General features: G+C 67.8%; 19 protein-coding genes. 14 read left to right on the top strand and 5 right to left on the bottom strand.

What is annotated here, in order from left to right; all coding sequences use genetic code 11:
- Positions 1-16: 16 nt before the first annotated feature.
- Together AC6LJ9_RS18315 and AC6LJ9_RS18310 are read right to left on the bottom strand one after the other, a co-directional pair.
- Positions 17-1,198 carry a low temperature requirement protein A gene (locus AC6LJ9_RS18315; protein WP_498148667.1) on the bottom strand — a complete coding sequence of 394 codons (1,182 nt, stop codon included), beginning with the start codon at positions 1,196-1,198 and terminating at the stop codon, positions 17-19.
- A 116-nt stretch (positions 1,199-1,314) separates the two neighbouring features.
- Positions 1,315-2,763, bottom strand: coding sequence for an MFS transporter (locus AC6LJ9_RS18310; protein WP_498148666.1), 1,449 nt, complete (start codon positions 2,761-2,763; stop codon positions 1,315-1,317).
- A gap of 408 nt (positions 2,764-3,171) precedes the next feature.
- On the opposite strand from AC6LJ9_RS18310, the gene AC6LJ9_RS18305 reads away from it, so the two are divergent.
- The 11 genes from AC6LJ9_RS18305 (at position 3,172) to AC6LJ9_RS18255 (ending at position 14,480) form a co-directional block, all read left to right on the top strand.
- On the top strand, positions 3,172-4,074 hold the full coding sequence (locus tag AC6LJ9_RS18305; RefSeq protein ID WP_212315453.1) for a nitrilase family protein: 903 nt from the start codon (positions 3,172-3,174) through the stop codon (positions 4,072-4,074).
- Between the two features lie 96 nt (positions 4,075-4,170).
- The gene (locus tag AC6LJ9_RS18300; protein ID WP_498148665.1) at positions 4,171-5,352 is read left to right on the top strand and encodes a substrate-binding protein; all 1,182 of its coding nucleotides are present in this window, start codon (positions 4,171-4,173) and stop codon (positions 5,350-5,352) included.
- Positions 5,353-5,517: 165 nt separating this feature from the next.
- Entirely contained in the window at positions 5,518-6,351 is an 834-nt protein-coding gene (locus AC6LJ9_RS18295; protein WP_103274696.1) for a branched-chain amino acid ABC transporter permease, read from the top strand.
- A 33-nt stretch (positions 6,352-6,384) separates the two neighbouring features.
- Positions 6,385-8,178, top strand: coding sequence for an ABC transporter permease subunit (locus tag AC6LJ9_RS18290; RefSeq protein WP_498148675.1), 1,794 nt, complete (start codon positions 6,385-6,387; stop codon positions 8,176-8,178).
- A 2-nt stretch (positions 8,179-8,180) separates the two neighbouring features.
- Positions 8,181-8,942: an ABC transporter ATP-binding protein gene (locus AC6LJ9_RS18285; RefSeq protein ID WP_498148674.1), complete on the top strand. Its 762-nt coding sequence runs from the start codon at positions 8,181-8,183 to the stop codon at positions 8,940-8,942.
- Between the two features lie 10 nt (positions 8,943-8,952).
- Positions 8,953-10,158, top strand: coding sequence for a transporter substrate-binding domain-containing protein (locus tag AC6LJ9_RS18280; protein ID WP_498148664.1), 1,206 nt, complete (start codon positions 8,953-8,955; stop codon positions 10,156-10,158).
- Between the two features lie 146 nt (positions 10,159-10,304).
- Positions 10,305-10,964, top strand: coding sequence for an ANTAR domain-containing response regulator (locus AC6LJ9_RS18275; protein WP_212315449.1), 660 nt, complete (start codon positions 10,305-10,307; stop codon positions 10,962-10,964).
- Positions 10,961-12,466, top strand: coding sequence for a M81 family metallopeptidase (locus AC6LJ9_RS18270; RefSeq protein WP_498148663.1), 1,506 nt, complete (start codon positions 10,961-10,963; stop codon positions 12,464-12,466). Before AC6LJ9_RS18275 ends, AC6LJ9_RS18270 begins: the two co-directional genes overlap by 4 nt.
- 84 nt (positions 12,467-12,550) lie before the next feature.
- A complete protein-coding gene (locus AC6LJ9_RS18265; protein WP_212315445.1) occupies positions 12,551-12,958 on the top strand; it encodes a carboxymuconolactone decarboxylase family protein in 408 nt (135 codons plus the stop codon).
- An 8-nt stretch (positions 12,959-12,966) separates the two neighbouring features.
- Positions 12,967-13,572: an LON peptidase substrate-binding domain-containing protein gene (locus AC6LJ9_RS18260; RefSeq protein WP_498148662.1), complete on the top strand. Its 606-nt coding sequence runs from the start codon at positions 12,967-12,969 to the stop codon at positions 13,570-13,572.
- 17 nt (positions 13,573-13,589) lie between these two features.
- Positions 13,590-14,480 carry a ParB N-terminal domain-containing protein gene (locus AC6LJ9_RS18255; RefSeq protein ID WP_498148661.1) on the top strand — a complete coding sequence of 297 codons (891 nt, stop codon included), beginning with the start codon at positions 13,590-13,592 and terminating at the stop codon, positions 14,478-14,480.
- 233 nt (positions 14,481-14,713) lie between these two features.
- Here the strand turns inward: AC6LJ9_RS18255 and AC6LJ9_RS18250 are convergent, their stop codons facing one another.
- The 3 genes from AC6LJ9_RS18250 to AC6LJ9_RS18240 all read right to left on the bottom strand — a co-directional run bounded on the left by AC6LJ9_RS18250 (position 14,714) and on the right by AC6LJ9_RS18240 (position 18,036).
- A complete protein-coding gene (locus tag AC6LJ9_RS18250; RefSeq protein ID WP_498148660.1) occupies positions 14,714-16,903 on the bottom strand; it encodes a DNA/RNA helicase domain-containing protein in 2,190 nt (729 codons plus the stop codon).
- Positions 16,900-17,220, bottom strand: a complete 321-nt coding sequence (locus AC6LJ9_RS18245) for a nucleotide pyrophosphohydrolase (protein ID WP_103274689.1) — start codon at positions 17,218-17,220, stop codon at positions 16,900-16,902. The genes AC6LJ9_RS18250 and AC6LJ9_RS18245 overlap by 4 nt, the downstream gene beginning before the upstream one ends.
- A 438-nt stretch (positions 17,221-17,658) precedes the next feature.
- The gene (locus AC6LJ9_RS18240; RefSeq protein ID WP_498148659.1) at positions 17,659-18,036 is read right to left on the bottom strand and encodes an I78 family peptidase inhibitor; all 378 of its coding nucleotides are present in this window, start codon (positions 18,034-18,036) and stop codon (positions 17,659-17,661) included.
- A gap of 295 nt (positions 18,037-18,331) precedes the next feature.
- Between AC6LJ9_RS18240 and AC6LJ9_RS18235 the strand changes: the two genes are divergently transcribed.
- From AC6LJ9_RS18235 to AC6LJ9_RS18225, 3 genes are read left to right on the top strand one after another with little or no spacing between them, the layout of a single operon-like run.
- Positions 18,332-19,180 carry a MurR/RpiR family transcriptional regulator gene (locus AC6LJ9_RS18235; RefSeq protein WP_212315415.1) on the top strand — a complete coding sequence of 283 codons (849 nt, stop codon included), beginning with the start codon at positions 18,332-18,334 and terminating at the stop codon, positions 19,178-19,180.
- 19 nt (positions 19,181-19,199) lie between these two features.
- Positions 19,200-20,441 carry a diaminopropionate ammonia-lyase gene (locus AC6LJ9_RS18230; RefSeq protein ID WP_498148658.1) on the top strand — a complete coding sequence of 414 codons (1,242 nt, stop codon included), beginning with the start codon at positions 19,200-19,202 and terminating at the stop codon, positions 20,439-20,441.
- A complete protein-coding gene (locus AC6LJ9_RS18225) occupies positions 20,438-21,694 on the top strand; it encodes a M20 family metallo-hydrolase (RefSeq protein ID WP_498148657.1) in 1,257 nt (418 codons plus the stop codon). Before AC6LJ9_RS18230 ends, AC6LJ9_RS18225 begins: the two co-directional genes overlap by 4 nt.
- Positions 21,695-21,708: the final 14 nt, after the last annotated feature.

Genomic DNA, 21,708 nt, shown 5'->3' with positions numbered 1-21,708 from the left:
CGGCGCGCGCCCTGGCTCAGTGCGGGGCGGCGGCGCGCGCCTTGCGCCGCGCCACGCTTTCCCAGGCCGCTACCAGGATCATGATCAGCGTGGTCAGGCCGCCCACCATCAGGTTGTCGGTGACGAAGGCGATGGGCGCCAGCACGGCCAGCAACAGCAGGCCGACCACGTGCGACAGCGGGAAGCGGCCATAGACGACGGTCTTGTAGATGCCGTTGCCGGCCAGGTACAGCGCCGGGCCGCCGATCAGCGCGGCGGCGGCCGGCATGGAGATGCGGCCGTCCGGATGCAGGATGACCAGTTCGTTGGCCACGGCCGAGACGATCACGCCGGCGATCAGGATCACGTGCACGTAGTGGAACCAGGCGCCGATGCGGCCCGGATCGTCCGAATGCACGATGGCCTCGGTGCCGTCATGGCTGCTGGTGTCGAAATACACCCACCACATCGCGGCGGTGCCCAGGAAGGCGGCCAGCAGCGCGATCAGCGCCGGCGCGTGCCAGTTGTCCAGGCCGGCCAGCGTGGCGCCGGTGATCAGCAGGGTCTCGCCCAGCGCCACGATGACGAAGAGCTGGCAGCGCTCGGCCAGGTGGCCGCCCTCGATGGTCCATTCGCTCGTGGCGGAACGGCCCAGGCCGGGGAAGCGGAAGCCGATCATGGGCGACAGGTATTCGCAGGCCACCGCCAGCGCCCACAGCGCCAGCCGCGTGCCGTCCTGTGACAGGCCGCCGGCGATCCAAAGGACCGCCGACACGCACAGCCAGGCCAGCATGCGGCGGAAGTTGGGCGAGAGCGGATGCGAGGACCCCAGGTGCAGCACGATGAACAGCGTGCGGCCCACCTGGATCACCACGTAGCTGATGGCGAACACCAGCCCGGTGGCGCCGAAGGCGCCGGGCAGGGCGGCGCCCGAGACCAGGCCGGCCAGCATCACGGCGAACAGCATGACGCGCATGGGCACGGCGTCGGGGTCGAACCAGTTGGTGACCCAGCAGGTGTACTGCCAGCCCAGCCACACGGCGAACCACAAGACCAGCGCGTGCAGCGCGCCCATCAGGGTCAGGTCGTGCAGCAGGCTGTGGGAGATCTGGGTGACCGCGAAGACGTACACCAGGTCGAAGAACAGCTCGACGAAGGTGACGCGGGCTTCGTGGCCGTCGCGGCGGCGCAGCAGGTTGGCGCTTGCGAGAAAGGTCATGAGGTGGCTGCCTGGCTGTGGTGGCGCAGCCAGATTAGCGCAAGCCCGTCCGCGCCGGACCGTCAAGCTCTGCAAAGTCCGGGCGGGCGTGGCGGCGGCGCCACGCCCGTTCCAGATCAGTGCATGGGCGGTGTGTCGCCGGCCGGCCGCGCCAGCTCGTGGTTGCGCGTGCGCACCAGCGCGGCGCTGAGCAGCGCCGCAACGCCGGCGATGAGGGCGCCGGCCAGGAAGGTGGCCTGGTAGCCGGCGTTCAACGCGGCTTGCGGGACGGCCCCGGCCGCCGCCAGTCCGGCGCTGCGCGCGGCGGCCAGGCTGGCCAGCGCCGCCAGTCCCAGCGCGCCGCCCATCATGAAGGCGGTGTTGACCAGGCCCGAGGCCAGGCCGGAGCGCGACGGCTCGACGTCGCTCATGGCGGCCAGCAGCATGGGATTGAAGGCCACGCCCGCGCCCAGTCCCAGCAGCACCATCGCGGGCAGCACGTCGAGCGTGAAGCTGCCATCGATGGGCGCGCGCGCGAACAGCGCCAGGCCCAGGGCCGCCAGCGCCAGCCCCCAGGCCAGCGGCCCGCGGATGCCGAAGCGCATCACCAGCTTGGCCGACAGGCCCAGCGAGAACACGGCCATGATCAGGTTGCCGGGCAGGAAGGCCAGGCCCACCTGCATGGCGTCATAGCCCAGCACGCGCTGCATGTAGAGCGCCGACACGAAGAACCACGCGAACATCGCGGCGGCCCACAGCACCGCCACCACGTTGGCGGTGGCCAGGTTGCGCAGGCGGAACATGGACAGCGGCATCAGCGGGTCGGACGAGCGCGCCTCGATCGCCAGGAACAGCGCCATCAACAGCGCCGCCGCGCCCAGCAGCGACAGCGACTGCGTCGAGGTCCAGCCGGCCTCGTTGCCGTTGACCACCGCAAAGACCGCCAGCAGCAGCGAGGCGGTCACGGTCAGCGCGCCGCCCGCGTCCAGCCGGGTGCCGGCCGGGGCGGGCCGGGACGCCGGCAGCAGCCGCAGGCACAGCGCGTAGACCAGCACGCCAATCGGGATGTTGACCAGGAAGATCCAGTGCCAGCTCAGCGCGCTGGTCAGGAGGCCGCCCAGCAGCACGCCGATGCTGCCGCCGCCGGCGCAGACGAAGCCGTACACGCCCATGGCGCGGGCGCGTTCGCCCGGCTCGGTGAAGAGGTTCATGATCAGCGACAGCGACACCGCCGAGACCACGGCGCCGCCCAGGCCTTGCGCGGCGCGCGCCACGATCAGCAGCGTCTGTCCCTGGGCCAGTCCACATGCCAGCGACGCGGCGGTGAACAGCGTCAGGCCGGCCAGGAACATGCGGCGCGAGCCGTACAGGTCGCCCAGCCGCCCGCCCAGCAGCAGGAAGCCGCCGAAGGTCAGCATGTAGGCGTTGACCACCCAGACCAGCGCGGTCTCGGAGAATTGCAGGTCTTCGCGGATCGAGGGCAGGGCGACGTTGACGATGGTGGTGTCCAGGACGATCATCAACACGCCCAGGCAGAGCACCATCAGCGCCCACCATCGTTGCTTGCCATGCAGGTCATGCGTCATCGATTGTTGCTCCCAGGGGCCGACGGACACCGGAAGCCGTCGCGCATGAGCCCCCTGCGTGCGCGATCGTCCAGGCGCGGCGCGCGGGCAAGGCGCGGTCCGCGGAATTTTCCGGAGCGCGATAGTAACGCCGGCGATGCCGGCTGTGGTGTCATTTCGAGACGATTTGTCCGGGAAATCTCTTATTGCCGCGCCGCTGCCGGCCTTTCTATCATGCGAGCCAAGGTCAGCTTCGACCGCGGCGCGCACGGCGCGCCGGCAGTGGCGGTACCCGCGGCAATGATTGCCGCCTGAATTCACCTTCTGGCTATGAAAGCCCCCGATATGCACGCAACGCGTGGTCGGGGGCTTTTTGTTTTCATCGTCGGATCGTGCGTCGCGTTGTGTTCCAGAAATGAAGGAGATGGCATGCAAGAGTCTTTCCCGCAGCATCCGACCGCCGCCGAGTTGCGGATCGCCTGCGTGCAGATGGCACCGGCGATGGGCGAGGTTGCCGCCAACGTGGCGCGCGCCGAGGCGCTGGTCGAACAGGCCGCCGCCCAGGGCGCACGGCTGGTGGTGCTGCCCGAGCTGGCCAATACCGGTTACATGTTTGACAGCCGCGAGGAAGCCTGCGCACTGGCCGAGACGGTGCCGGACGGCCCCAGCGCGCGCGCCTGGATCGCGCTGGCGCAACGGCTGGGCATTCATCTGGTGGCCGGCATCGCCGAGCGCGACGGCGGCCGGCTCTACAACTCGGCGCTGGTCGCCGGCCCGCAAGGCTATCTGGGCACCTACCGCAAGCTGCACCTGTGGGGCGACGAGAACCTGTATTTCGAACCGGGCGACCTGGGCCTGCCGGTGTTCCACACCGAGTTCGGCCGGCTGGGCGTGGCCATCTGCTACGACGGCTGGTTCCCCGAGGTCTACCGGCTGCTGGCGATGCGCGGCGCGGACATCGTGGCGGTGCCCACCAACTGGGTGCCCATGCCGGGGCAAACGCCCGACGGCCCGGCGATGGCGCACGCGCTGGCGATCGCCGGCGCTCATAGCAACGGCCTGACGGTGGCCTGCGCCGATCGCGTGGGCACCGAGCGCGGCCAGCCCTTCGTCGGCCGCAGCCTGATCGTCGGCGCGCAGGGCTGGACCGTGGCCGGGCCGGCCAGCCATGACCGGGAGGAGATCCTGGTCGCGGCGGTGGACCTGAAGGCCGCGCGCCGCGCGCGCCAGCTCAACGCCTTCAATCACGTGCTGCGCGACCGGCGTCGCGACGTGTACGACGAAATGCTGGGCGCCGGCCCGTCGCCGGCGGTGGACCGGGCGGCGAACTGAACCAGGAATCGAGCAGCGAATCGCGGCATATCCACGCAGCACATTCATGCAGCACATTCAAATGGCGGACCACCGCCGGCCCCCAAGGAGAAAACCATGAGCATTCCGCAACGCCGTCTTCCGTATTGCAGCTTCCTGCTGCGCCTGTCGGTGGTCGCCCTGCTGGGCGCGGCCGCGTCCGCGCAGGCCGCCGAACCCTTGCGCATCGGCGTGCCGGTGGGCCTGTCCGGCGCCAACAGCGTGATCGCGCCGGCCGTGGTGCAGGCCTCGCAGCTGGCCGCCGACGAGATCAACGCCGCCGGCGGCATCCTGGGCCGCCAGGTGGTGTTGGAGATCGCCGACGACGCCTCGTCAGCGGTGGGCGCGCAAAAGGCCTACGACACGCTGGTGTTCCAGAAGAAAGTGGACGCCGTGATCGCCATGGAAACCAGCGCGGCGCGCAACGCCGCGCTGCCCATCATCAACCGGGGCAAGATCCCGTACATCTACAGCTCGTTCTACGAAGGTCGTTCCTGCAACCGCTGGATGCACGTCAACGGCTGGGTGCCGGAGCAGCAGGTCGCGCCCATCGTCGACCATTTCATGAAGGAGCGCGGCGTCAAGACCTTCTTCCTGGTCGGCAGCGATTACGCCTTCGGCCGGGGCATGCTCAAGTTCAGCCGCGAGTACATCGAGAAGCAGGGCGGCAAGGTGGTGGGAGAGGAATACCTGCCCATGGACGGCACCGACTGGACGCCCATCGTCTCGAAGATCCGCTCGGCCCAGCCCGGCGCGCTGATCAGCTCCACCGCCGGCGGCAGCCCCAACGTGGGCCTGGCCAAGCAGATCCGCGCGGCCGGACTGTCCATGCCCTATGGCAACCTGGCCATCGACGAGGGCACGGCCAGGACCATGGGCGACACGGCGGCGGGCATGTACATGTCGGCGTCCTACCTGACCAGCATCGACAACGCCCAGAACCACAAATTCCTGGCCGCGCTGAAAGCCAAGTTCGGCGACCAGGCCAAGACCGCCAATGACCTGTCCGAGCCGCAGTACGAGGGGTTCTACCTGTACAAGGCGGCGGTGGAGCAGGCCGGCGGCATGGACGCGCAGAAGATCGTGGCGGCGTTGAGCCAGGTGTCGTTCGACGGCCCGCGCGGGGTGGTGAAGATGGACCGCCAGCGCCATGCCGCGCTGACCATGCGGCTGGGTCAGGTGCAGCAGGACGGGTCCATCAAGATCCTGCAGACCTTCGAGAACGTGGACCCCGGCGCCCAGTGTCCGGATCTCAAGTGAGGTGAGGCCCACCCCCGAAGCGCTGCGCGCTCCCCCCTCGAAAGGGGGCGCCGCCACGGACCGGCAAAGCCGGCTCCGTGCGGCCCCGCCAGGCGCATTGCCGGGGCGCGGCAAACTATGTTGGATGCGCGCCGCTCGCCAGTCGGGCGGCCGCCGGAGAAGACGATGGGATTGTTGCTGGACATCCTGAGCACCGCGGCCATGCTGTTCATCGTGACCGCCGGCCTGATGATCATTTTCGGGGTGATGAAGATCGTGAACTTCGCCCATGGCGCCATCATCACGCTGGGCAGCTACGCCAGCCTGGTGGTGACGCAGCTGGGGCTGAACCCCTGGCTGGCGTTGCCGGCCGCGCTGGCGGCGGGCGTGGCCACCGGATTGCTGGTCGAGCGGCTGATCGTGCAGCCGCTGTACAAGCGGCCGCTGGACGCCATCCTGGCGACCTGGGGCCTGGGCATCGTGATCGGCCAGCTCATCACCATGGCCTTCGGCCGCGAGGTGCAGTTCGTCGATTCGCCGGTGCAGGGCGCGGCGAGCTTGCTGGGCACGGAGTATTCGGCCTACCGGCTGTTCCTGATCCCGGCGGCGCTGCTGCTGTACCTGTTGCTGACGCTGCTGTTGAACCGCACGCGCTTCGGCGTGCGCACGCGCGCCGTCATCATGAACGAGAACCTGGCGCGCGGGCTGGGCATCCAGGCCGAGCGCATCCGCCTGGCGACCTTCGGCCTGGGCGCGGGCCTGGGCGCGCTGGCCGGCGCGCTGATCACGCCGCTGTCCAGCGTCGATCCGAACATGGGCCTGCCCTGGCTCGTCAGCGCCTTCATGCTGGTGATGGTGTCCGGCCATTCGATCGGCGCGCTGCTGCTGACCTGCCTGGTGTACGGCGCCTGCCAGGTGCTGGTGAGCGTGTACCTCAGCCCGATCCTGGGCGGCGTCACGATCGCCGTGCTGGCGGCGCTGACGCTGCGCATCCGTCCGCAGGGCTTTTCCCATGACTGACGCGGTAGTGGCGCGCGCCACGGAGAATTCATGATGACTGACACCTTGTTGGAACGCGAAGCGCCAGCGGGCCGCGCGCGCCGCAGCGGCCGCGACCTGGGCGCGCTGGCGGCGCTGTGCCTGGCGCTGACCGTGGCCGGCCCCTGGCTGTTCGACACCTATCTGCTGAACGTGCTGATCAAGGCGCTGTTCTTCGCCATCGCCGCGGTGACGGTGGACCTGCTGTGGGGCTATACCGGCTACCTGACCTTCGGGCAGTCGGCGTTCTTCGGCGTGGGCGCCTATGCGGCCGGGCTGGCCTTCACGCATTTCGGCTTCTCGCCCGGAGTGGCGGCGCTGGCCGTGCTGGCGGCGGCGCTGGCCTCGGCGGCGCTGGCGCTGGTGACGGGCTGGTTGTCCTTCTACCGGGGCGCCTCGCCGTTCTTCGCCACGGTGATATCGCTGGTGCTGCCCATCGTGCTGACCCAGGTGGCGCTGTCCGGCGGCACCTATACCGGCTCGTCCTCGGGGCTGACCGGCTACGACAGCTTCGACCTGTCGCTGCAGGCCTGGTACGTGGTGGCGGCGGGCGCGCTGTCGGCGGTGGCGCTGCTGGCCTGGACGGTGACGCGCAGCGACGCCGGCCGCATCCTGGCGGCGCTGCGCGACAACGAATCGCGTTGCAGCTACCTGGGCCTGGACACGGCGCGCTGGCGCATCGCGCTGCTGGTCGCCTGCGGCGTGGTGGCGGCGCTGGCGGGCTTCGGCTACGGCGCCTTCAGCGGCGTGGTGGCGCCGGAGCTGACCGGCTTCGTGTTCGGCACCGAGCTGATCATCTGGGTGGCGCTGGGCGGACGAGGCACGATCTGGGGGCCGGTGCTGGGCGCGATCCTGATCAACCTGGCGGCCTCGTACCTGAGCGGCTACATGCCCTTTGTGTGGCAATTGCTGCTGGGCGTGACCTTCATCGTGGTCATCCTGCTGCTGCCGCGCGGGCTGCTGCCGTTGCTGCTGGGGCCGAAGCGGCGCGCGGCCGCCGCGCCGGCGCCGGCGCTGACGGCCAGGCCGCCGGCGCCGGAAGGCGCGGCCGCCTTGAGCCTGCGCGGCGTGGCCAAGCGCTTCGGCAGCCTGCAGGTGCTGGAAGGCATCGACCTGAAGGCCGGCGGCGGCGAGCTGCTGGGACTGATCGGCCCGAACGGCGCGGGCAAGACCACGCTGATGCGCTGCATCGCCGATGGCGCCGAGCGCTCGGCCGGCGAGGTCGAGCTGTGCGGCCGGACCATACGGCGCGAGGGGCCGGCGTTCTGCGTGCGCGCCGGGCTGGGCCGCAAGTTCCAGAACGCCAACATCTTCGACAGCATGACCGTGGCGGAAAGCCTGCGCATCGCCTCGGCCATCCGCGAGCGTCCGTCCTGGCTGCGGCGCGCGCCCGAGCTGGCGCTGCCGCCCTACGCGCTGGAGGTGCTGCGCATGACGGAACTGGACCAGTGCCTGGAGCGGCCCGCGCGCGACCTGTCGCACGGCCAGCAGCAGGCGCTGGAACTGGCCATGGTGCTGGCGCTAGAGCCGCGCGTGGTGTTGCTGGACGAGCCCACGGCGGGCCTGAGCAAGGCCGAGCGCACCCGCATCGGCGAGGTGCTGTCCTCGCTGTCGCGGCGCTACGGGCTGTGCTGCCTGCTGGTCGAGCACGACCTGGATTTCGTGGCCGAGGTGGCCACGCGCATCGTGGTGCTGCACCAGGGGCGCATCGTGATGGACGGCAGTTTCCAGGAAGTGGTGGAGTCGGCGCTGGTGCGCGCCATCTACGCCGGCAGCGCGCAGGCGGTGGCAGAGGAGGCACGGCAATGAGCATGCAGGCGAATGGACATGCGAAGGCGGACGGACGCGTCGGCGCGGGCGGGCAGGGCGGGCAGCCGGCCCTGGCCCTGGAGGGCGTGTCCAGCGGCTACAAGTCGGCGCTGGTGCTGCGCGACGTGTCGCTGGCGGTGGAGCCCGGGGCCTGCGTGGCGCTGCTGGGCAAGAACGGCATGGGCAAGAGCACGCTGCTCAAGACGGTGATGGGCTATCTGCCCAAGGCCGGCGGCCGGGTGCGGCTGGGCGGCGCGGACGCCACGCGCATGCGGCCGCAGGACGTGGCGCGCCACGGCGTGGCCTATGCCGCGCAGGAGCAGGCGCTGTTCCCGGACCTGAGCATCCGCGACAACCTGCGGCTGGGCCTGCCGTCCGACCGGCTGTTCGACGAGCGCTTCGCCGATGTGCGGGAACTGTTTCCGGTGTTCGCCAGCCGGCTGCGCCAGCATGCCGGCACCCTGTCGGGCGGCGAGCAGAAGATGCTGCTGGTGGCGCGCGGGCTGATGCAACGGCCCGCCTTGCTGCTGCTGGACGAGATCACCGAAGGCCTGCAGCCCTCGGTGATCGACCGGCTGGCCGGCGCGCTGGCCTGGGAGCGCGAGCGGCGCGGCACCAGCATGTTCATCGTCGAGCAGAACGTGGCCTTCGCGCTCAAGGTGGCCGACCGCTACCTGATCCTGAAACAAGGCGCCATCGTCGACCAGGGCGAGGCTGGCGCGGCCGGGGCCGCAGGCCATATCATTGATCATCTGAAGGTATGAACCGGCAGGCATGAACCCGAATCCCGACGCCATGACGCAGGCCAATGACGGCACCGCGCCGATCCCGAATTCCGCAACGCCGCCGGCCCCGGCCGTGCCCGGCTGGCGCATCGGCGTGCTGTACTCGCGCAGCGGCGTCAGCGGCACCACCGAGTCGCAGCATTTCTTCGGCACGGTGCTGGCGGTGGAAGAAATCAACGCGCTGGGCGGCGTGCTGGGCCGGCCGCTGGAGCCGGTGGTCTACGACCCGCGCAGCGAGAGCGAGGAATACCGCCGGCTGGCCGGCCGGCTGCTGCTGGATGACGAGGTCAATGTGATCTTCGGCGGTTGCACCTCGCATTGCCGCAAGGCCATGCTGCCGGTGGTCGAGCGCAGCAACTCGCTGCTGTGGTACGCCTCGGTCTACGAAGGTTTCGAGTATTCGCCCAATGTCATCTACACGGGCGCCGCGCCCAACCAGGGCAGCATGCAGCTGGCGGCCTACCTGATCCGGCATTGCGGCTCGCGCATTTTCCTGGTGGGCGCCGACTACATCTATCCGCGCGAGACCAACCGCATCATGCGCGACACCGTCGAGCAGCACGGCGGCGAGATCCTCGACGAAACCTACCTGCGGCTGGGCTGCGACCAGGCCGACATCAACGAGGTGGTCGAGGACATCCGCCGCATCCAGCCGGACGTGGTGTTCTCGACGCTGATCGGCTCGGACGCCGAGCGCTTCTACCGCCGCTACCACGAGATGGGCCTGTCGGCCGCGCGCATGCCCATCGCCAGCCTGACCATGACCGAGGCCGAGGTGGCCCAGGTCGGCCCGGCCCTGTGCGCCGGGCACATCACCGCGGCCACGTATTTCAATTCGGTGGACACGCCGGCCAACGTGCATTTCCTGGCGCGCTGGCGGCAGCGCTTCGGCGAGCGGCCTGCCAGCGTCTACGCCGAGGCGTCCTACAGCCAGGTGCACCTGTACGCCCGCGCCTTGCAGCGCGCGGGCAGCCAGGACACCCGCAAGCTGATGCAGGCGGTGCACCAGGTGGCCTTCGACGCGCCGGGCGGTCCGCTGGCGGTGCTGCCCGAGAACAATCACTGCGCCCTGACGCCGCGCATCGGCGTGTGCCGGCCCGACGGCGGCTTCGACGTGGTCTGGCAGAGCGACGCGGCGGTCCGGCCGGACCCGTACATGACGTCGCTGGGCCTGGACGCCTTCTGGCTGGAATGAGATGAGGCCCACCCCCGACGCGCTGCGCGCTCCCCCTTCCAGGGGGCGCCGCCACGGACCGGTGAAACCGGCTCCGTGCGGCCCCGAAGGCGAGACGCTCCTTCCATGCGGCGAGGGTGGCGTGCTGGCGACCAAGAAATCCTGACATGGACCATAGCCTACGCCGCCTCTACGAGGACCTGCGCAGCATCGCGGTGGCCGTCGTCTATCCGCCCGGCGAGGATCGCGACCTGCTGGTCGAGCAGCTCAAGCGCATCGGCTGCCGCATCCACCTGCACTGGCCATTCCCGGATTGCCCGCCGGCGGGCGCCGACGTGGTGTTCTTCCTGGTGTCGCAGTGCGGGCAGAACAGCGCCGCCTGGTCGGCCAGCGAGGCCGAGGCCACGCTGATCGCGCTGTCGGACTACGAGACGCCGACCACGCTCAAGCAGCTGCTCAAGACCAATGCCCACGGCGTGTTGACGCGGCCGTTCCGCTCGGCCGGCATCCTCAGCACGTTGGTGCTGGCGCGCTCGGCCAAGCTGTTCCAGAACCGCCAGCAGAACAAGATCGACAAGCTCGAAGGCACCATCAAGGCGCGCCGCGTGATCGAGAAGGCGATCCGCGCGCTGATGGACAACCAGCGGGTGGACGAGCGCGAGGCCTACGAGCACATGCGTTCGCGCGCCACCCGCCTGCGGGTCAGCGTGGCCGAGGTGGCCGCCATGATCGTCGAGGCCAGCGAGGCCATGGAAAAACTCGGCCTGGGCGGCGCGTCGGCGCGCGCACCGGGCACGGCAGAAAAAACCAAGGGAGACCCCACATGAAAGTCCTGATCGCGCGCATGAACCACGAGACCAACACGTTCTCGCCGGTGCCCACGCCGCTGTCCGCCTTCGGCAACGACGGCCCGACCTACGACGCCGCCGCCTACGAAGAGAACAAGGGCAAGCGCACCGCCATGTCCGCCTTCATCGAGCTGGCCGAGGCGCGCGGCGCCGAGCTGGTCACGCCGGTGTCGGCCACGGCCTACCCCAGCGGGCGGGTGGACGGCGCGGCCTACCGGGAACTATGCGACCGCATCGTCGCCGCCGCGCCCGGCTGCGACGCGCTGCTGCTGGACCTGCATGGCGCCATGGCGGTCGAGACCACCGACGACGGCGAGGGCGACCTGCTGGAACGGCTGCGCCGGGCCGCGCCGGGCGTGCCGGTGGCCGTGGCGCTGGACCTGCACGGCAACGTCACGCAGAAGATGGTGGACAACGCCGACGTCATCATCAGCTTCAAGACCTATCCCCACGTCGACATGTACGAGACCGGCGAGCACGCCGGCCGCATCCTGTTCGACTGGCTGGCGGGCGGACCGCGTCCGGCGCTGGCCTGGCGCCGCCTGCCGCTGATGACCCACACGCTGCGCAGCGCCACGGCCGAGGGCGCGATGCGCGAGGCGGTGCAGGCCGCCCGCCAGGCCGAGCAGGGCGCGGTGCTGGGCGTGTCGGTGCTGGCCGGCTTCGCGCTGGCCGACATCCCGGCGCCCTGCCTGAGCGTGGTGGCGGTGGGCGCGGGCGAGGCCGGACGCGCGGCCGCCGAGCGCGCCGTGGCGGCGCTGGCCGACGCCATCTGGGCCAACCGCGACGGTTTCTACTACCGCAGCGAGCCGCTGGCCGACTCGCTGGCGCGCGCGGCCCGGCTGGCCGAAGGCGCGGACAAGCCGGTGCTGCTGCTGGATCATGGCGACAACTGCATGTCGGGCGGCACCTGCGACACCATGGACGTGTTGATGGCGGCGCTGGATGCCGGGCTCGCCGGCATCCAGGCCGGGCTGTATTGCGATCCCGAGGCCGTCGCGGCCATGGCGCGCGCGGGCGTGGGCGCCACGGTGGAGCTGCCGGTGGGCAACAAGCGGCCCATCGACGCCATCGGCCGCGCCGCCGCGCCGGTGACGCTGCGCGGCGTGGTGCGCGCGCTGACCAATGGCGAGTACGTGATCACCGGCCCGACCTACACCGGGCAGACCGCCTGCATGGGTCCCAGCGCGGTGCTGGACCTGGGCGCGGCGCAGCTGGTGCTGACCAGCCGCACGCACGAGCCCTGGGACCTGGGCGTGTTCGAAAGCCTGGGCCTGGACCCGCGCGCCGCGCGCTTCGTCCTGGTCAAGTCGCGCATGTATTGCCGGCCGGTGTTCGTGCCCATCTCCGGCGCGCTGGTCGAGTGCGACAGCCCGGGCGTCACCAGCTCGGACTACGGCCTGTTTGCCTACCAGCGCCGCCAGCGGCCGCTGTATCCGCTGGAGCCGATGGCGCAGCAGGACTATCGCGCCCAGGCTTGAACCGCGGGCCGCTATCCTGTCCAATGGCGGCTTGCGGGCGCGGCGTCCGGCCGCGCCCCGGTCGCCATACTGGGAGGAAGGGCCATGGCCACGGTGCGCTTGCTGTCGGACGAGGAAGTCCGCGCGATTCCCGAGGCGTGGGCGGTGTTCGAGGACATCCGCGCCACGCGCAAATCCGATTTCGTCAACAACTTCTGGCGCGCCCTGGCCAATGATCCGCCGCAGCTGCGGCGGGTCTGGGAACAGCTCAAGCAGGTCATGATGGCGGACGGCGAACTGTCGCCGCTGGTGCGCGAACTGATCTACATCGCCGTGTCCACGGCCAATGGCTGCGGCTACTGCATCCATTCCCACACGGCGGCGGCCAGGGCCAAGGGCATGACCGACGGCCAGCACGCCGAGCTGCTGGCCGTGATCGGCATGGCGGCCCAGACCAATGCGCTGGTCACGTCCATGCAGGTGCCGGTGGACGAGGCCTTCCTGGTCAAGTAGGCGGCGTCATGGCGCTGATCCCGCTGTTTCCGCTATCGCGCGCGCTGTTTCCGGGCGGCGTGCTGCACTTGCGCGTGTTCGAGGTGCGCTACCTGGACATGGTGCGCCGCTGCATCGCCGACGGCAGCGGCTTTGGCGTGGTGGCGCTGCTGTCGGGCAGCGAGGTCCGCAGCCCCGAGGGCCAGGAGACGCTGGCGCCGGTGGGCACGATGGCGCGCATCGAATCTTGGGACGCGCCGATGCCCGCGCTGCTGGCGCTGCGCTGTGTGGGCGCGGGCCGATTCCGGCTGCATGCCAGCCAGCTGGCAAAATACGGGCTTTGGATGGGCGAGGCCGAGGCCATCGCCGACGACCAGCCGGCCGAGGTGCCGGCGGACCTGCAGGATTGCGCCGACGCGCTGGGCAAGCTGATCGCGGGTTGGCAGCGCGAGGGCGTGCCGGCCGAGCACATGCCGCTGGAGCCGCCGTTCCGGCTGGACGACTGCGGCTGGGTGGCCGACCGCTGGTGCGAGCTGCTGCCGCTGCCGGCGGCCGAGCAGACCCGGCTGCTGGCGTTGCCCGACCCCGTGGCGCGCCTGGCCGCCGTGCGGCAGGCGCTGCGGGACGCGAGCTGAAATTTTTCTTGGATGTTATGGAAATCAGAATTGACGAAGGCCTGCGGGCCTATATCGACCCCTTGACCGAAGACGAGTCAGCCGCGCTGGAACGCAGCCTGCTGGCCGAAGGCTGCCGCGACGCGCTGGTGCTGTGGGGCGACCTGCTGATCGACGGGCACAACCGCTACGCGCTGTGCAGGAAACACAATATTCCGTTCGAGACGCGCCAGAACACCAGCTTCAAGTCCATCGATGACGTGTATCTCTGGATGATCGAGAATCACCTGGGCCGGCGCAGCGTGTCGGACTTCCAGCGCGGGGTGCTGGCGCTGCGCAAGCGCGAGATCCTGCAATCGCGTAGCACGCCGCCCTGGGACGAGGGCGCGCGGGCGGAAGGCGACGAACCCATGCCGGCCGCCGCGAGCGATGCCGGCGGTGACGCCGAGGGCGACGGCGCGGGCCCCAAGCCCGTCGTGATGTCCCAGGCCCAGGGCCGCGCCGAGCTGTCGCGCCAGGCGCTGGCGCGCGCGGCGCGCATCAGCAGCAGCACGCTGGGCCAGATCGAGAAGATCCAGAAGGAAGCCGCGCCGGAACTGGTGCGGGCGGTCAAGGCCGGCGAGATCTCCATCAACGCGGCCGCCGCCGTGGCCTCGCTGCCGCAGGAACGCCAGGCGGCAGCCGCCACGGCTGGCCGCAAGGAACTGCGCGAGGCCGCCCGCGAAGCCCGCCAGGCCAAGGCCCCGCCGCCGCGCGAGGCCCCGCCCGAGGTGCCCGTGGAAGAGATCGAGGATCTGCCCGCCGAAGTCACGCGCCTGCGCGCGGTGCTGGCGCGCGTGACCGAGGAACGCGATCAGTTGAAGAAGAAGGTCGCCAACCTGACGGTGGCGCTGTCCGAGGCCCGCAAGGCGGGCGGCGGGGACGATTGAGCGGGGTGGGATTTCAGGGGGAGCCCCGGGGGCAGGGGTGTATTGACCCTGCAGAACCTGCTCAGGTTATGCAGGGTCAATACAGAGCTGTCGGACCTATCCCAGCCGCCCCTCCGGCAAGATCGAACGCGGAAGGAAGAAGCCTCGCCTGGGGCGAGGCTAGTGAACCGTAATGTCGATGGCAGCGGGCAAGGGTCAGCCCATCGGTCGGCGGTATCCGCGTACGGACCTCGCTAACTGATCACGCCCAAAAACTCGCCGACCACCCGATAGCGATGTTCGTCATCGTCCTTGCTGAGCTCAATGGGATCCAGTGCGGGATTGGTAGATCGCGGTTTCAATAGGATCTTCTGATTCTCAGAGCCGTCTTCGGTGCGCACCTTGAAGCTCTGATATTCCTTGACCGTGAATCGCGAACCGGCGTCGCCGTCCTGCGTATCGGCGCATTCCACCAGCACGATTTTTCCATTGCGGCTGCCGCCCGGGTTCAAGCGAAACAGGCAGATGGCGCCGTCGGGGATGACCATGTTCATGGATTCGCCGACTACATGGCAAGCAAAAATATTCTTTCCCACGGGCATGTCCTCGGGGACCGCCACCCAGTTTTCATGCTCGACGTGCTGGAGCTCGCTGAAGCCGCCTGCCGCTGCTCGCAGGTCATAGAGAGGCACTGCGTTGACGTAAGGTTCCAAAGGCTTGCCAGGCGTCGGGAACGCGATGACGTTGGATCTATAGCTCTCCACATGTCGCTTCAGATAACGCCTCAAACTGTCGTCGCACGCATAGAGAAACGTACCGCGTATGCCGCGCAGCATCATGGTCCGGTAGATATTCAGTATGAACTTCTTGAGTTCATTCGGATCTTCGATGGTCTGCTTTCCGTTCCGGTCATGGTAGTTGTGCCGGTCAATGACGATTTGGTCGAGTTTTTCGTCATAGCGGATTTCGCGGCCGAAGATTACACCGGTGTAGTTCAGGTCATAGCCTTGGGTGGTGTGAATGCAGCCCACCTCGTCCTCGGCGCCCTTCGTGTTGATCCAATCTGCGTTCGTGCTGTTCCACCGCAGTCGAACGTCACCGATTTCGATGTCATGCAGTTCGGGGGATTTCTTGGAAATCCAGGGCCAGGCATAACCGGCGACAAGTCGCGTCAAACCAAAGCTGGCGTTTCTCTGCTGTATCTCCCTTATCATGTTGGGGAGTTCATCAAACACAAGAAACTCGTACTTGCCAGAACTGAACTTCTGGTCAGCCGATAGCCGCAAATGCAGTAGATCATCGACGAACCGCACGTAGTGCTGCCCGCCGCGGGCCCGGAACTGGGACGTCAGTGTTATGACCGTGCTGTCCGCCGAAGACTTGATCTTCTTGAAGTCGGATGCGTTGGCATCGGATGGTTTGATGCTCTGGTCAGGGTCGTAGAAGAAGACAGCCTTATCCGATTGGCGCGTGACCCAGTCCACCTCGCTGCACGTATTCTTGTCCATTCCAAGAGCCGCACAAGCTGTGTCGAAGCTTCTGTAATAGGCTCCCAGGTTGACGCGCTTGCGCAGTCGGTGTGACTCATCGACCAAGACGATGTCGTAGCGCTGCTTCGTCAGCTCGGATGGGCTGATGACCATATTGGGACGCAGGCCTGCCACGTTCTTGAACGCGTTCTTCAGCGTACTCCTGAACGAGTTCATAGGTACTACCAAGGCCATGCGCGGGTTTGGAAACGATTGCTTTATCTGCTGCAGCAGCTCCCGGACTTGCTTTTCTTCGTCGGAAAAATCGCGCAGATCCAGTTCTTCAAGGTCGGAATGAACGAGCTTGAAAAGGAATGTCGCCAAGATTGACTTTCCGGTTCCGGCGCCCCCTTGGACCACGACGTTTTTCAACCCGGGGTCGACTAGCGACCGCATTATCTCGATCAGGCCTTGTCGTTGATCCGCCGACAGAGATTTGTACGGCGAGTATTTGAAAACATCGGAATTGTCGATGGCCTCGATTGATCTTTGGGCGATTCCGTGCTCGCGCAGCCTGTCCCAGGTCTCGCGGAATATCCTGGAATAGAGTTCATTCCGCTGATAGTAGTTGTGGTCGCTCAGGCCGAGGTTGCCGTTCAAGATGCTGAAACGACCGTCGGCAGACATGTACTTTATGAGGGAGGACTCTATATCGAGCGTCGCCGACTTGTTGAAGCGTTCACTGCTGACGAGGTGTACCGTCGTCAACGATTTCTTCTGAGGGTGTTTGAGATGCGTACTCAGACGGGTCAGCGTGTCTGTTGTCTCGCCGATATAGGCGCAACGTGTCGTTCCATCGCTGAGGATATAGACGAGCGGCCAATTGCCCGCTGCGTATGAGTTGGTCTCGATGTCGGTCAGTGTTTCTGTGGAGAACCGGTAGCGGTTCACTTCGACGAGGTGCGGCTGGGTCATAGCTCGTTGTATTTTTTCGCGGTTCCCTTTGCCTTGTGGACGGGGTACTTCTGTTTGTTCTTTTCGATCTTTTCCAGGACGATTTTCTTTACGTCGAAGTTGTACGCGTCGGACAGCAGCAACGCATAAGCCAGGACATCGGCAAGCTCTTCTTTCACCTTTTCGCGATCGGCGGCTTCCGGGGGCTTCCATAGGAAAACCTCCAGCAGCTCGCTGGCTTCTATGCTGAGGGCCAGCGCCAGGTCTTTAGGGTTATGGAACTGCTGCCAGTTTCGTTCGTCGCGGAATTGGCGCAACCGCTGAATGACTTCTTCCATTTCTTGTCTTTGCGGACGTGGGATTGTTGGAATGCATGATAGACGGCTTGGCGTTCAGTTGCACTTATGGCGAGTCATTTGTTGAAATGCCCCGTATGAGAACGCTTGCCCGATCTATCGAATCGCACCCTTGAGGGTTATTGGCGTCGGGACGACGCCATGTCTTGGGCGGACGTGGGCTGGCCGCCGGGACTTCGCCATTGGACGGGTGCGGCATTTATCTATCGATTTGGAAAACCCCTTGGGGTGCGGGGGCAAGGCAAAGAACCAAACTCGATGCTTGTAAGCAACGGTGATCTTTAGAGATGGTGCTCGGGGCCGGAATCGAACCGGCGGGCCTTGCGGCAGGGGGTTTTGAGTCCCAATTGTCCTCCGCCGAACAGGCAGTTCAGTCATGCCGAGTAACGGCTGTTCCTCGGCATGACCATCCCCGGCATCTCACCCACAACGGATCGCCGTCATCACATCCTTGCCATCGACGATCAGGTTCAACCGGGTGTCGTTGTATTCCATCGTGACCAGCTGGCCGGGCCGCAGCATGCGGGCGGTCTGGCTGCCGCTGCGCGAGCGCAGGTCTTCCAGCACGGCGGGGGTGGCTTTCTTGCCGATCTCGGATTGCAGGGCGCTGGCGTCGCAGGTCTTGCCGGACGGGCCGCTGGCCGTCGGGCTGTAGCTGGAGCCGGACGAGGTTCCGCTGCTGGCGGCGGGCGCGCTTGAGCTGGTATCCGAGGACGGGCTGGACGAGCGGGGCGCGCCGGTATTGGCGCAGGCGCTCAGCGTGGCGGCCAGCAGGACGGGAATCAGCTTGCGGATCATAGAGGGCTCCTTGCTACTACGTGGACTACATGAAAATGCCGCGCGGGCTGGGACGCCTGCCCGTCGCGCGCAGGAAAACATGATAGACCAGAGCGGGAGGGACAGCGCCGCGCGGGGCGACTCCTCGGTCCCGGGGCGATGAGGGGAGAGTTGGCGATCCGGCTGGCTCGGTGAGGACCGGCGTTGATCTGGCCGGGCAGGCGCCAATGCGGGTTTCCATGGTGCTTTGAATCGTTGACACTAAAGTTTCATGAGAATATATTTGTGAAACCATAGTTTCATAGATCTGATCACCATGAGCTCGACGTTGCAAGAGCGGATCCTGGCGCAGCAGGATACTTTCACGGACAGCGAGCAGCGCCTCGCCCATGTCACCCTCGAATGCCTGGGCAATATCGCGGCCTATTCGGGCGCCGAGCTGGCGCAGAAGGCCGGCGTGTCCAAGGCCACGGCGGGGCGCTTCTTCCGGCGCCTGGGCTACGAGAATTTCAATGAGGTGCGCGCCCAGGCGCGCGACGAGGGCGCGCGCGGATCGCCGCTGTACGAAATGGCCGGCGTGCGTCCGCCCGACGCCACCGGCGATGCGCTCGCCGCGCATCTGGCCATGGACCTGCAGAACCTGGCGCAGACGTTCGAGCGGCTGGACAGCCGGGACGTCGAGCGCGCGCTGTCCCTGCTTGCTGGCGGGCGTCGCATCTGCATCGCGGGATTTCGCAATGGCCGGGTGCTGGCGCAGTATGCCTGGGCGTTACTGACGCAGTTGCGCGACGGCGTCGTGCTGGTGCCCGGTGCGGGGCTGAACCTTGCCGAGGATCTGGCCGACCTGGGACCGGACGACGTGTTGCTGGTGATGGATTTCCGCCGCCGCGTCACCTTGCTCAAACCCATCGTCGAACACGCCAACCGGGTGGACGCAAAGGTCGTGGTGCTGACCGATCCCACCGCGACCGAACTGCCGGCGCGTTCGGACCTGGTCCTGCGCTGCGTCAACAACGGCTCAGCGGTGTTCGACTCCTACGTCGCCGCCATCAGCCTGATCAATCATCTGTGCTCGGCCCTGGCCCGCAAGCTCGGACCGGCCGCGCGCGAACGCCTGCAGCACATCGAACAACTACATGAACACTACGGCGACTTGCATCGCTGAACCTCAAGAGGAGACTGACTTGACCCCCCCGATTTCGAATATCCGGTTGCGATACGCGCTCAACCCCGCCTTCGAGGCGGCTGCGCCCTATGGCCAGCGTCAGCTCGACGTGCTGGGCGGGCAGGCCTACGCGAGCGCCGAGGCGCAGATCCGCAACTGGCCCGGCTACCAGCCCACGCCGCTGCGCGATCTGTCCGGTCTGGCGCGGGCCGTCGGCGTGGCCGGCATCCGCTACAAGGATGAGGGCGGCCGCTTCGGACTGGGCAGCTTCAAGGCCCTGGGCGGCGCCTACGCGGTCAGCCGGCAGTTGCTGCGAGAGCTGGCGGCCCGGCTGGGCCGGGACGACCTGTCCGTGGACGATCTGCTGTCCGGCCGCTATCGCGAACTGACACAGTCGATCACAGTGACCTGCGCCACCGACGGCAACCATGGCCGTTCGGTGGCCTGGGGCGCGCAGCGTTTCGGCTGCCAGTGCGTGATCTACATCCACGCCACCGTCAGCGAAGGTCGCAAGCACGCGATCGAGCAGTACGGCGCGCAAGTCGTACGCACCGCCGGCAATTATGACGATTCAGTGCGGCAGGCCGCTGAAGACGCCGCGCGGTTCGGGCGTCATGTGGTGTCGGACACGTCCTATCCGGGCTATATGGAAGTGCCCAAGGATGTGATGCAGGGCTATGCGGTGATGGCCGACGAAGCGCTGCGCCAATGCCGCGAAGCCGGCGAGCTGCCGACGCATGTCTTCCTGCAAGGGGGCGTGGGCGGCTTGGCGGCCGCGGTATGCGCGCATTTCTGGGAGCAGCTGGGCGAGCGCCGTCCGCGTTTCATCGTGGTGGAGCCGGACAAGGCGGCCTGCCTGTACGAGAGCGCCCGCGCCGGCGAGCCGGTGGCGGTGCATGGCGATCTGGACACCGTGATGGCTGGCCTGGCCTGCGGCGAAGTCTCGCTGCTGGCATGGGAAGTGCTGCATCCGGGCGCGCAGGCTTTCCTGACGGTCGACGACGAGGCCGCGCTCCAGACCGTGCGCCTGCTGGCCAGCGGGCGCTACGGCGACGGGCCGGTCGTGGCCGGCGAGTCGGCGGTCGCGGGGCTGACCGGTTGCCTGGCGGCGCTGGCCGATCCGGCCTTGCGTGATGCGCTGGGTCTGGACGCCGGCAGCCGTGTGCTGGTGTTCGGCAGCGAGGGCGCGACCGACCCGGAACTCTACCAGCGCATCGTGGGCCGCAGCGCCGAGCAGGTCGCCGCTGGAGCCGCAGCGTGACGGGCGCGGCGGGGGCGACGGGCGGTGGCGCGGCGCGCATCAACGCGCCCCGCCTGCTCGGACGCATCGCCGAGCTGGCGCAGGTCGGCGCCATCGAGGGCGGCGGCGTGTGCCGCCTGGCGCTGACCGAGGCCGATCGGCAAGGGCGCGATCTGGTGGTGCGATGGATGCGCGAGGCAGGCCTGGCCGTGACGATAGACGGGATCGGCAACGTGGTGGGCCTGCGCGCCGGCCAGCAGGACGGGCCGCCCGTGATGACCGGCTCGCATATCGACACGGTGCGTACTGGCGGCCGCTACGACGGCAACCTGGGCGTGCTGGCCGGGCTGGAAGTGATCGCGGCCTTGAACGATGCCGGCGTGGTGACGCGACGGCCGGTCGCGGTGGCCTTCTTCACCAACGAGGAAGGCGCGCGCTTCGCGCCCGACATGATGGGCAGCCTGGTCTTTCAGGGTGACCTGCCGCTGGCGCAGGCGCTGGCCACCGTGGGCATCGACGGCACTTCGGTGGGCGAGAACCTGGCGCGCATCGGCTACGCCGGCACGGCGGCCACCGGCAACAACCGCGTGCATGCCTTTGTCGAGCTGCATGTGGAGCAGGGGCCGGTGCTGGAGCATGAGGAATACACCATCGGCGCGGTGACGGGAGTGCAGGGCATCCACTGGATCGAGTTCACGCTGCGCGGCGTGTCCAATCATGCCGGGACCACGCCGATGGCCTTGCGCCACGATGCCGGCATCGTGGCCGCCCGCATCGCCTGCTTCGCCCGCGACCTGACGCGCGAGATGGGCGAGGGGCAGCTGGCGACGGTCGGGCAGGTGGAGCTGTTCCCCAATCTGATCAACGTCATTCCCAATCGCGCGACCTTCACGCTGGATCTGCGCAACACGGACGGGACAGCCTTGCGGCAAGCGATTGACCGCTGCATGGCGTATGCGGAGCAGGCCGCGGCCGAGGAGGGCGTGGCGCTGACCCATCGGGTGCTGGCGGATTTCGAGCCGGTCGCGTTCGACCCGGCCATCGTCGGCCGGGTCGAGTCGATCGCGCGCGAGCACGGCCACCGCGTGCGGCGGCTGCCCAGCGGCGCGGGCCACGATGCCCAGATGCTGGCGCGCATGTGCCCGACAGGCATGGTGTTCGTGCCCAGCGTCGGCGGCCTGTCGCACAACGTCGCGGAATTCACCCATGACCACGATATCGAGGCGGGCGCCGGCGTGTTGCTGGCCATGATGCTCGAACTCGCAGAACAATGAAACCGTAGGAGAAG

This window comes from Achromobacter sp. 1011811831, assembly GCF_059760905.1.
This window is presented reverse-complemented; position numbering and strand designations above follow the sequence as displayed.

Coding starts and splice junctions, on each gene's coding strand:
- AC6LJ9_RS18255 (WP_498148661.1), top strand. CDS start 13,590: ATGGAAATCAGAATTGACGAAGGCCTGCGGGCCTATATCGACCCCTTG.
- AC6LJ9_RS18265 (WP_212315445.1), top strand. CDS start 12,551: ATGGCCACGGTGCGCTTGCTGTCGGACGAGGAAGTCCGCGCGATTCCC.
- AC6LJ9_RS18260 (WP_498148662.1), top strand. CDS start 12,967: ATGGCGCTGATCCCGCTGTTTCCGCTATCGCGCGCGCTGTTTCCGGGC.
- AC6LJ9_RS18240 (WP_498148659.1), bottom strand. CDS start 18,036: ATGATCCGCAAGCTGATTCCCGTCCTGCTGGCCGCCACGCTGAGCGCC.
- AC6LJ9_RS18280 (WP_498148664.1), top strand. CDS start 8,953: ATGAACCCGAATCCCGACGCCATGACGCAGGCCAATGACGGCACCGCG.
- AC6LJ9_RS18235 (WP_212315415.1), top strand. CDS start 18,332: ATGAGCTCGACGTTGCAAGAGCGGATCCTGGCGCAGCAGGATACTTTC.
- AC6LJ9_RS18295 (WP_103274696.1), top strand. CDS start 5,518: ATGGGATTGTTGCTGGACATCCTGAGCACCGCGGCCATGCTGTTCATC.
- AC6LJ9_RS18250 (WP_498148660.1), bottom strand. CDS start 16,903: ATGACCCAGCCGCACCTCGTCGAAGTGAACCGCTACCGGTTCTCCACA.
- AC6LJ9_RS18290 (WP_498148675.1), top strand. CDS start 6,385: ATGACTGACACCTTGTTGGAACGCGAAGCGCCAGCGGGCCGCGCGCGC.
- AC6LJ9_RS18310 (WP_498148666.1), bottom strand. CDS start 2,763: ATGACGCATGACCTGCATGGCAAGCAACGATGGTGGGCGCTGATGGTG.
- AC6LJ9_RS18315 (WP_498148667.1), bottom strand. CDS start 1,198: ATGACCTTTCTCGCAAGCGCCAACCTGCTGCGCCGCCGCGACGGCCAC.
- AC6LJ9_RS18305 (WP_212315453.1), top strand. CDS start 3,172: ATGCAAGAGTCTTTCCCGCAGCATCCGACCGCCGCCGAGTTGCGGATC.
- AC6LJ9_RS18300 (WP_498148665.1), top strand. CDS start 4,171: ATGAGCATTCCGCAACGCCGTCTTCCGTATTGCAGCTTCCTGCTGCGC.
- AC6LJ9_RS18270 (WP_498148663.1), top strand. CDS start 10,961: ATGAAAGTCCTGATCGCGCGCATGAACCACGAGACCAACACGTTCTCG.
- AC6LJ9_RS18275 (WP_212315449.1), top strand. CDS start 10,305: ATGGACCATAGCCTACGCCGCCTCTACGAGGACCTGCGCAGCATCGCG.
- AC6LJ9_RS18245 (WP_103274689.1), bottom strand. CDS start 17,220: ATGGAAGAAGTCATTCAGCGGTTGCGCCAATTCCGCGACGAACGAAAC.
- AC6LJ9_RS18285 (WP_498148674.1), top strand. CDS start 8,181: ATGCAGGCGAATGGACATGCGAAGGCGGACGGACGCGTCGGCGCGGGC.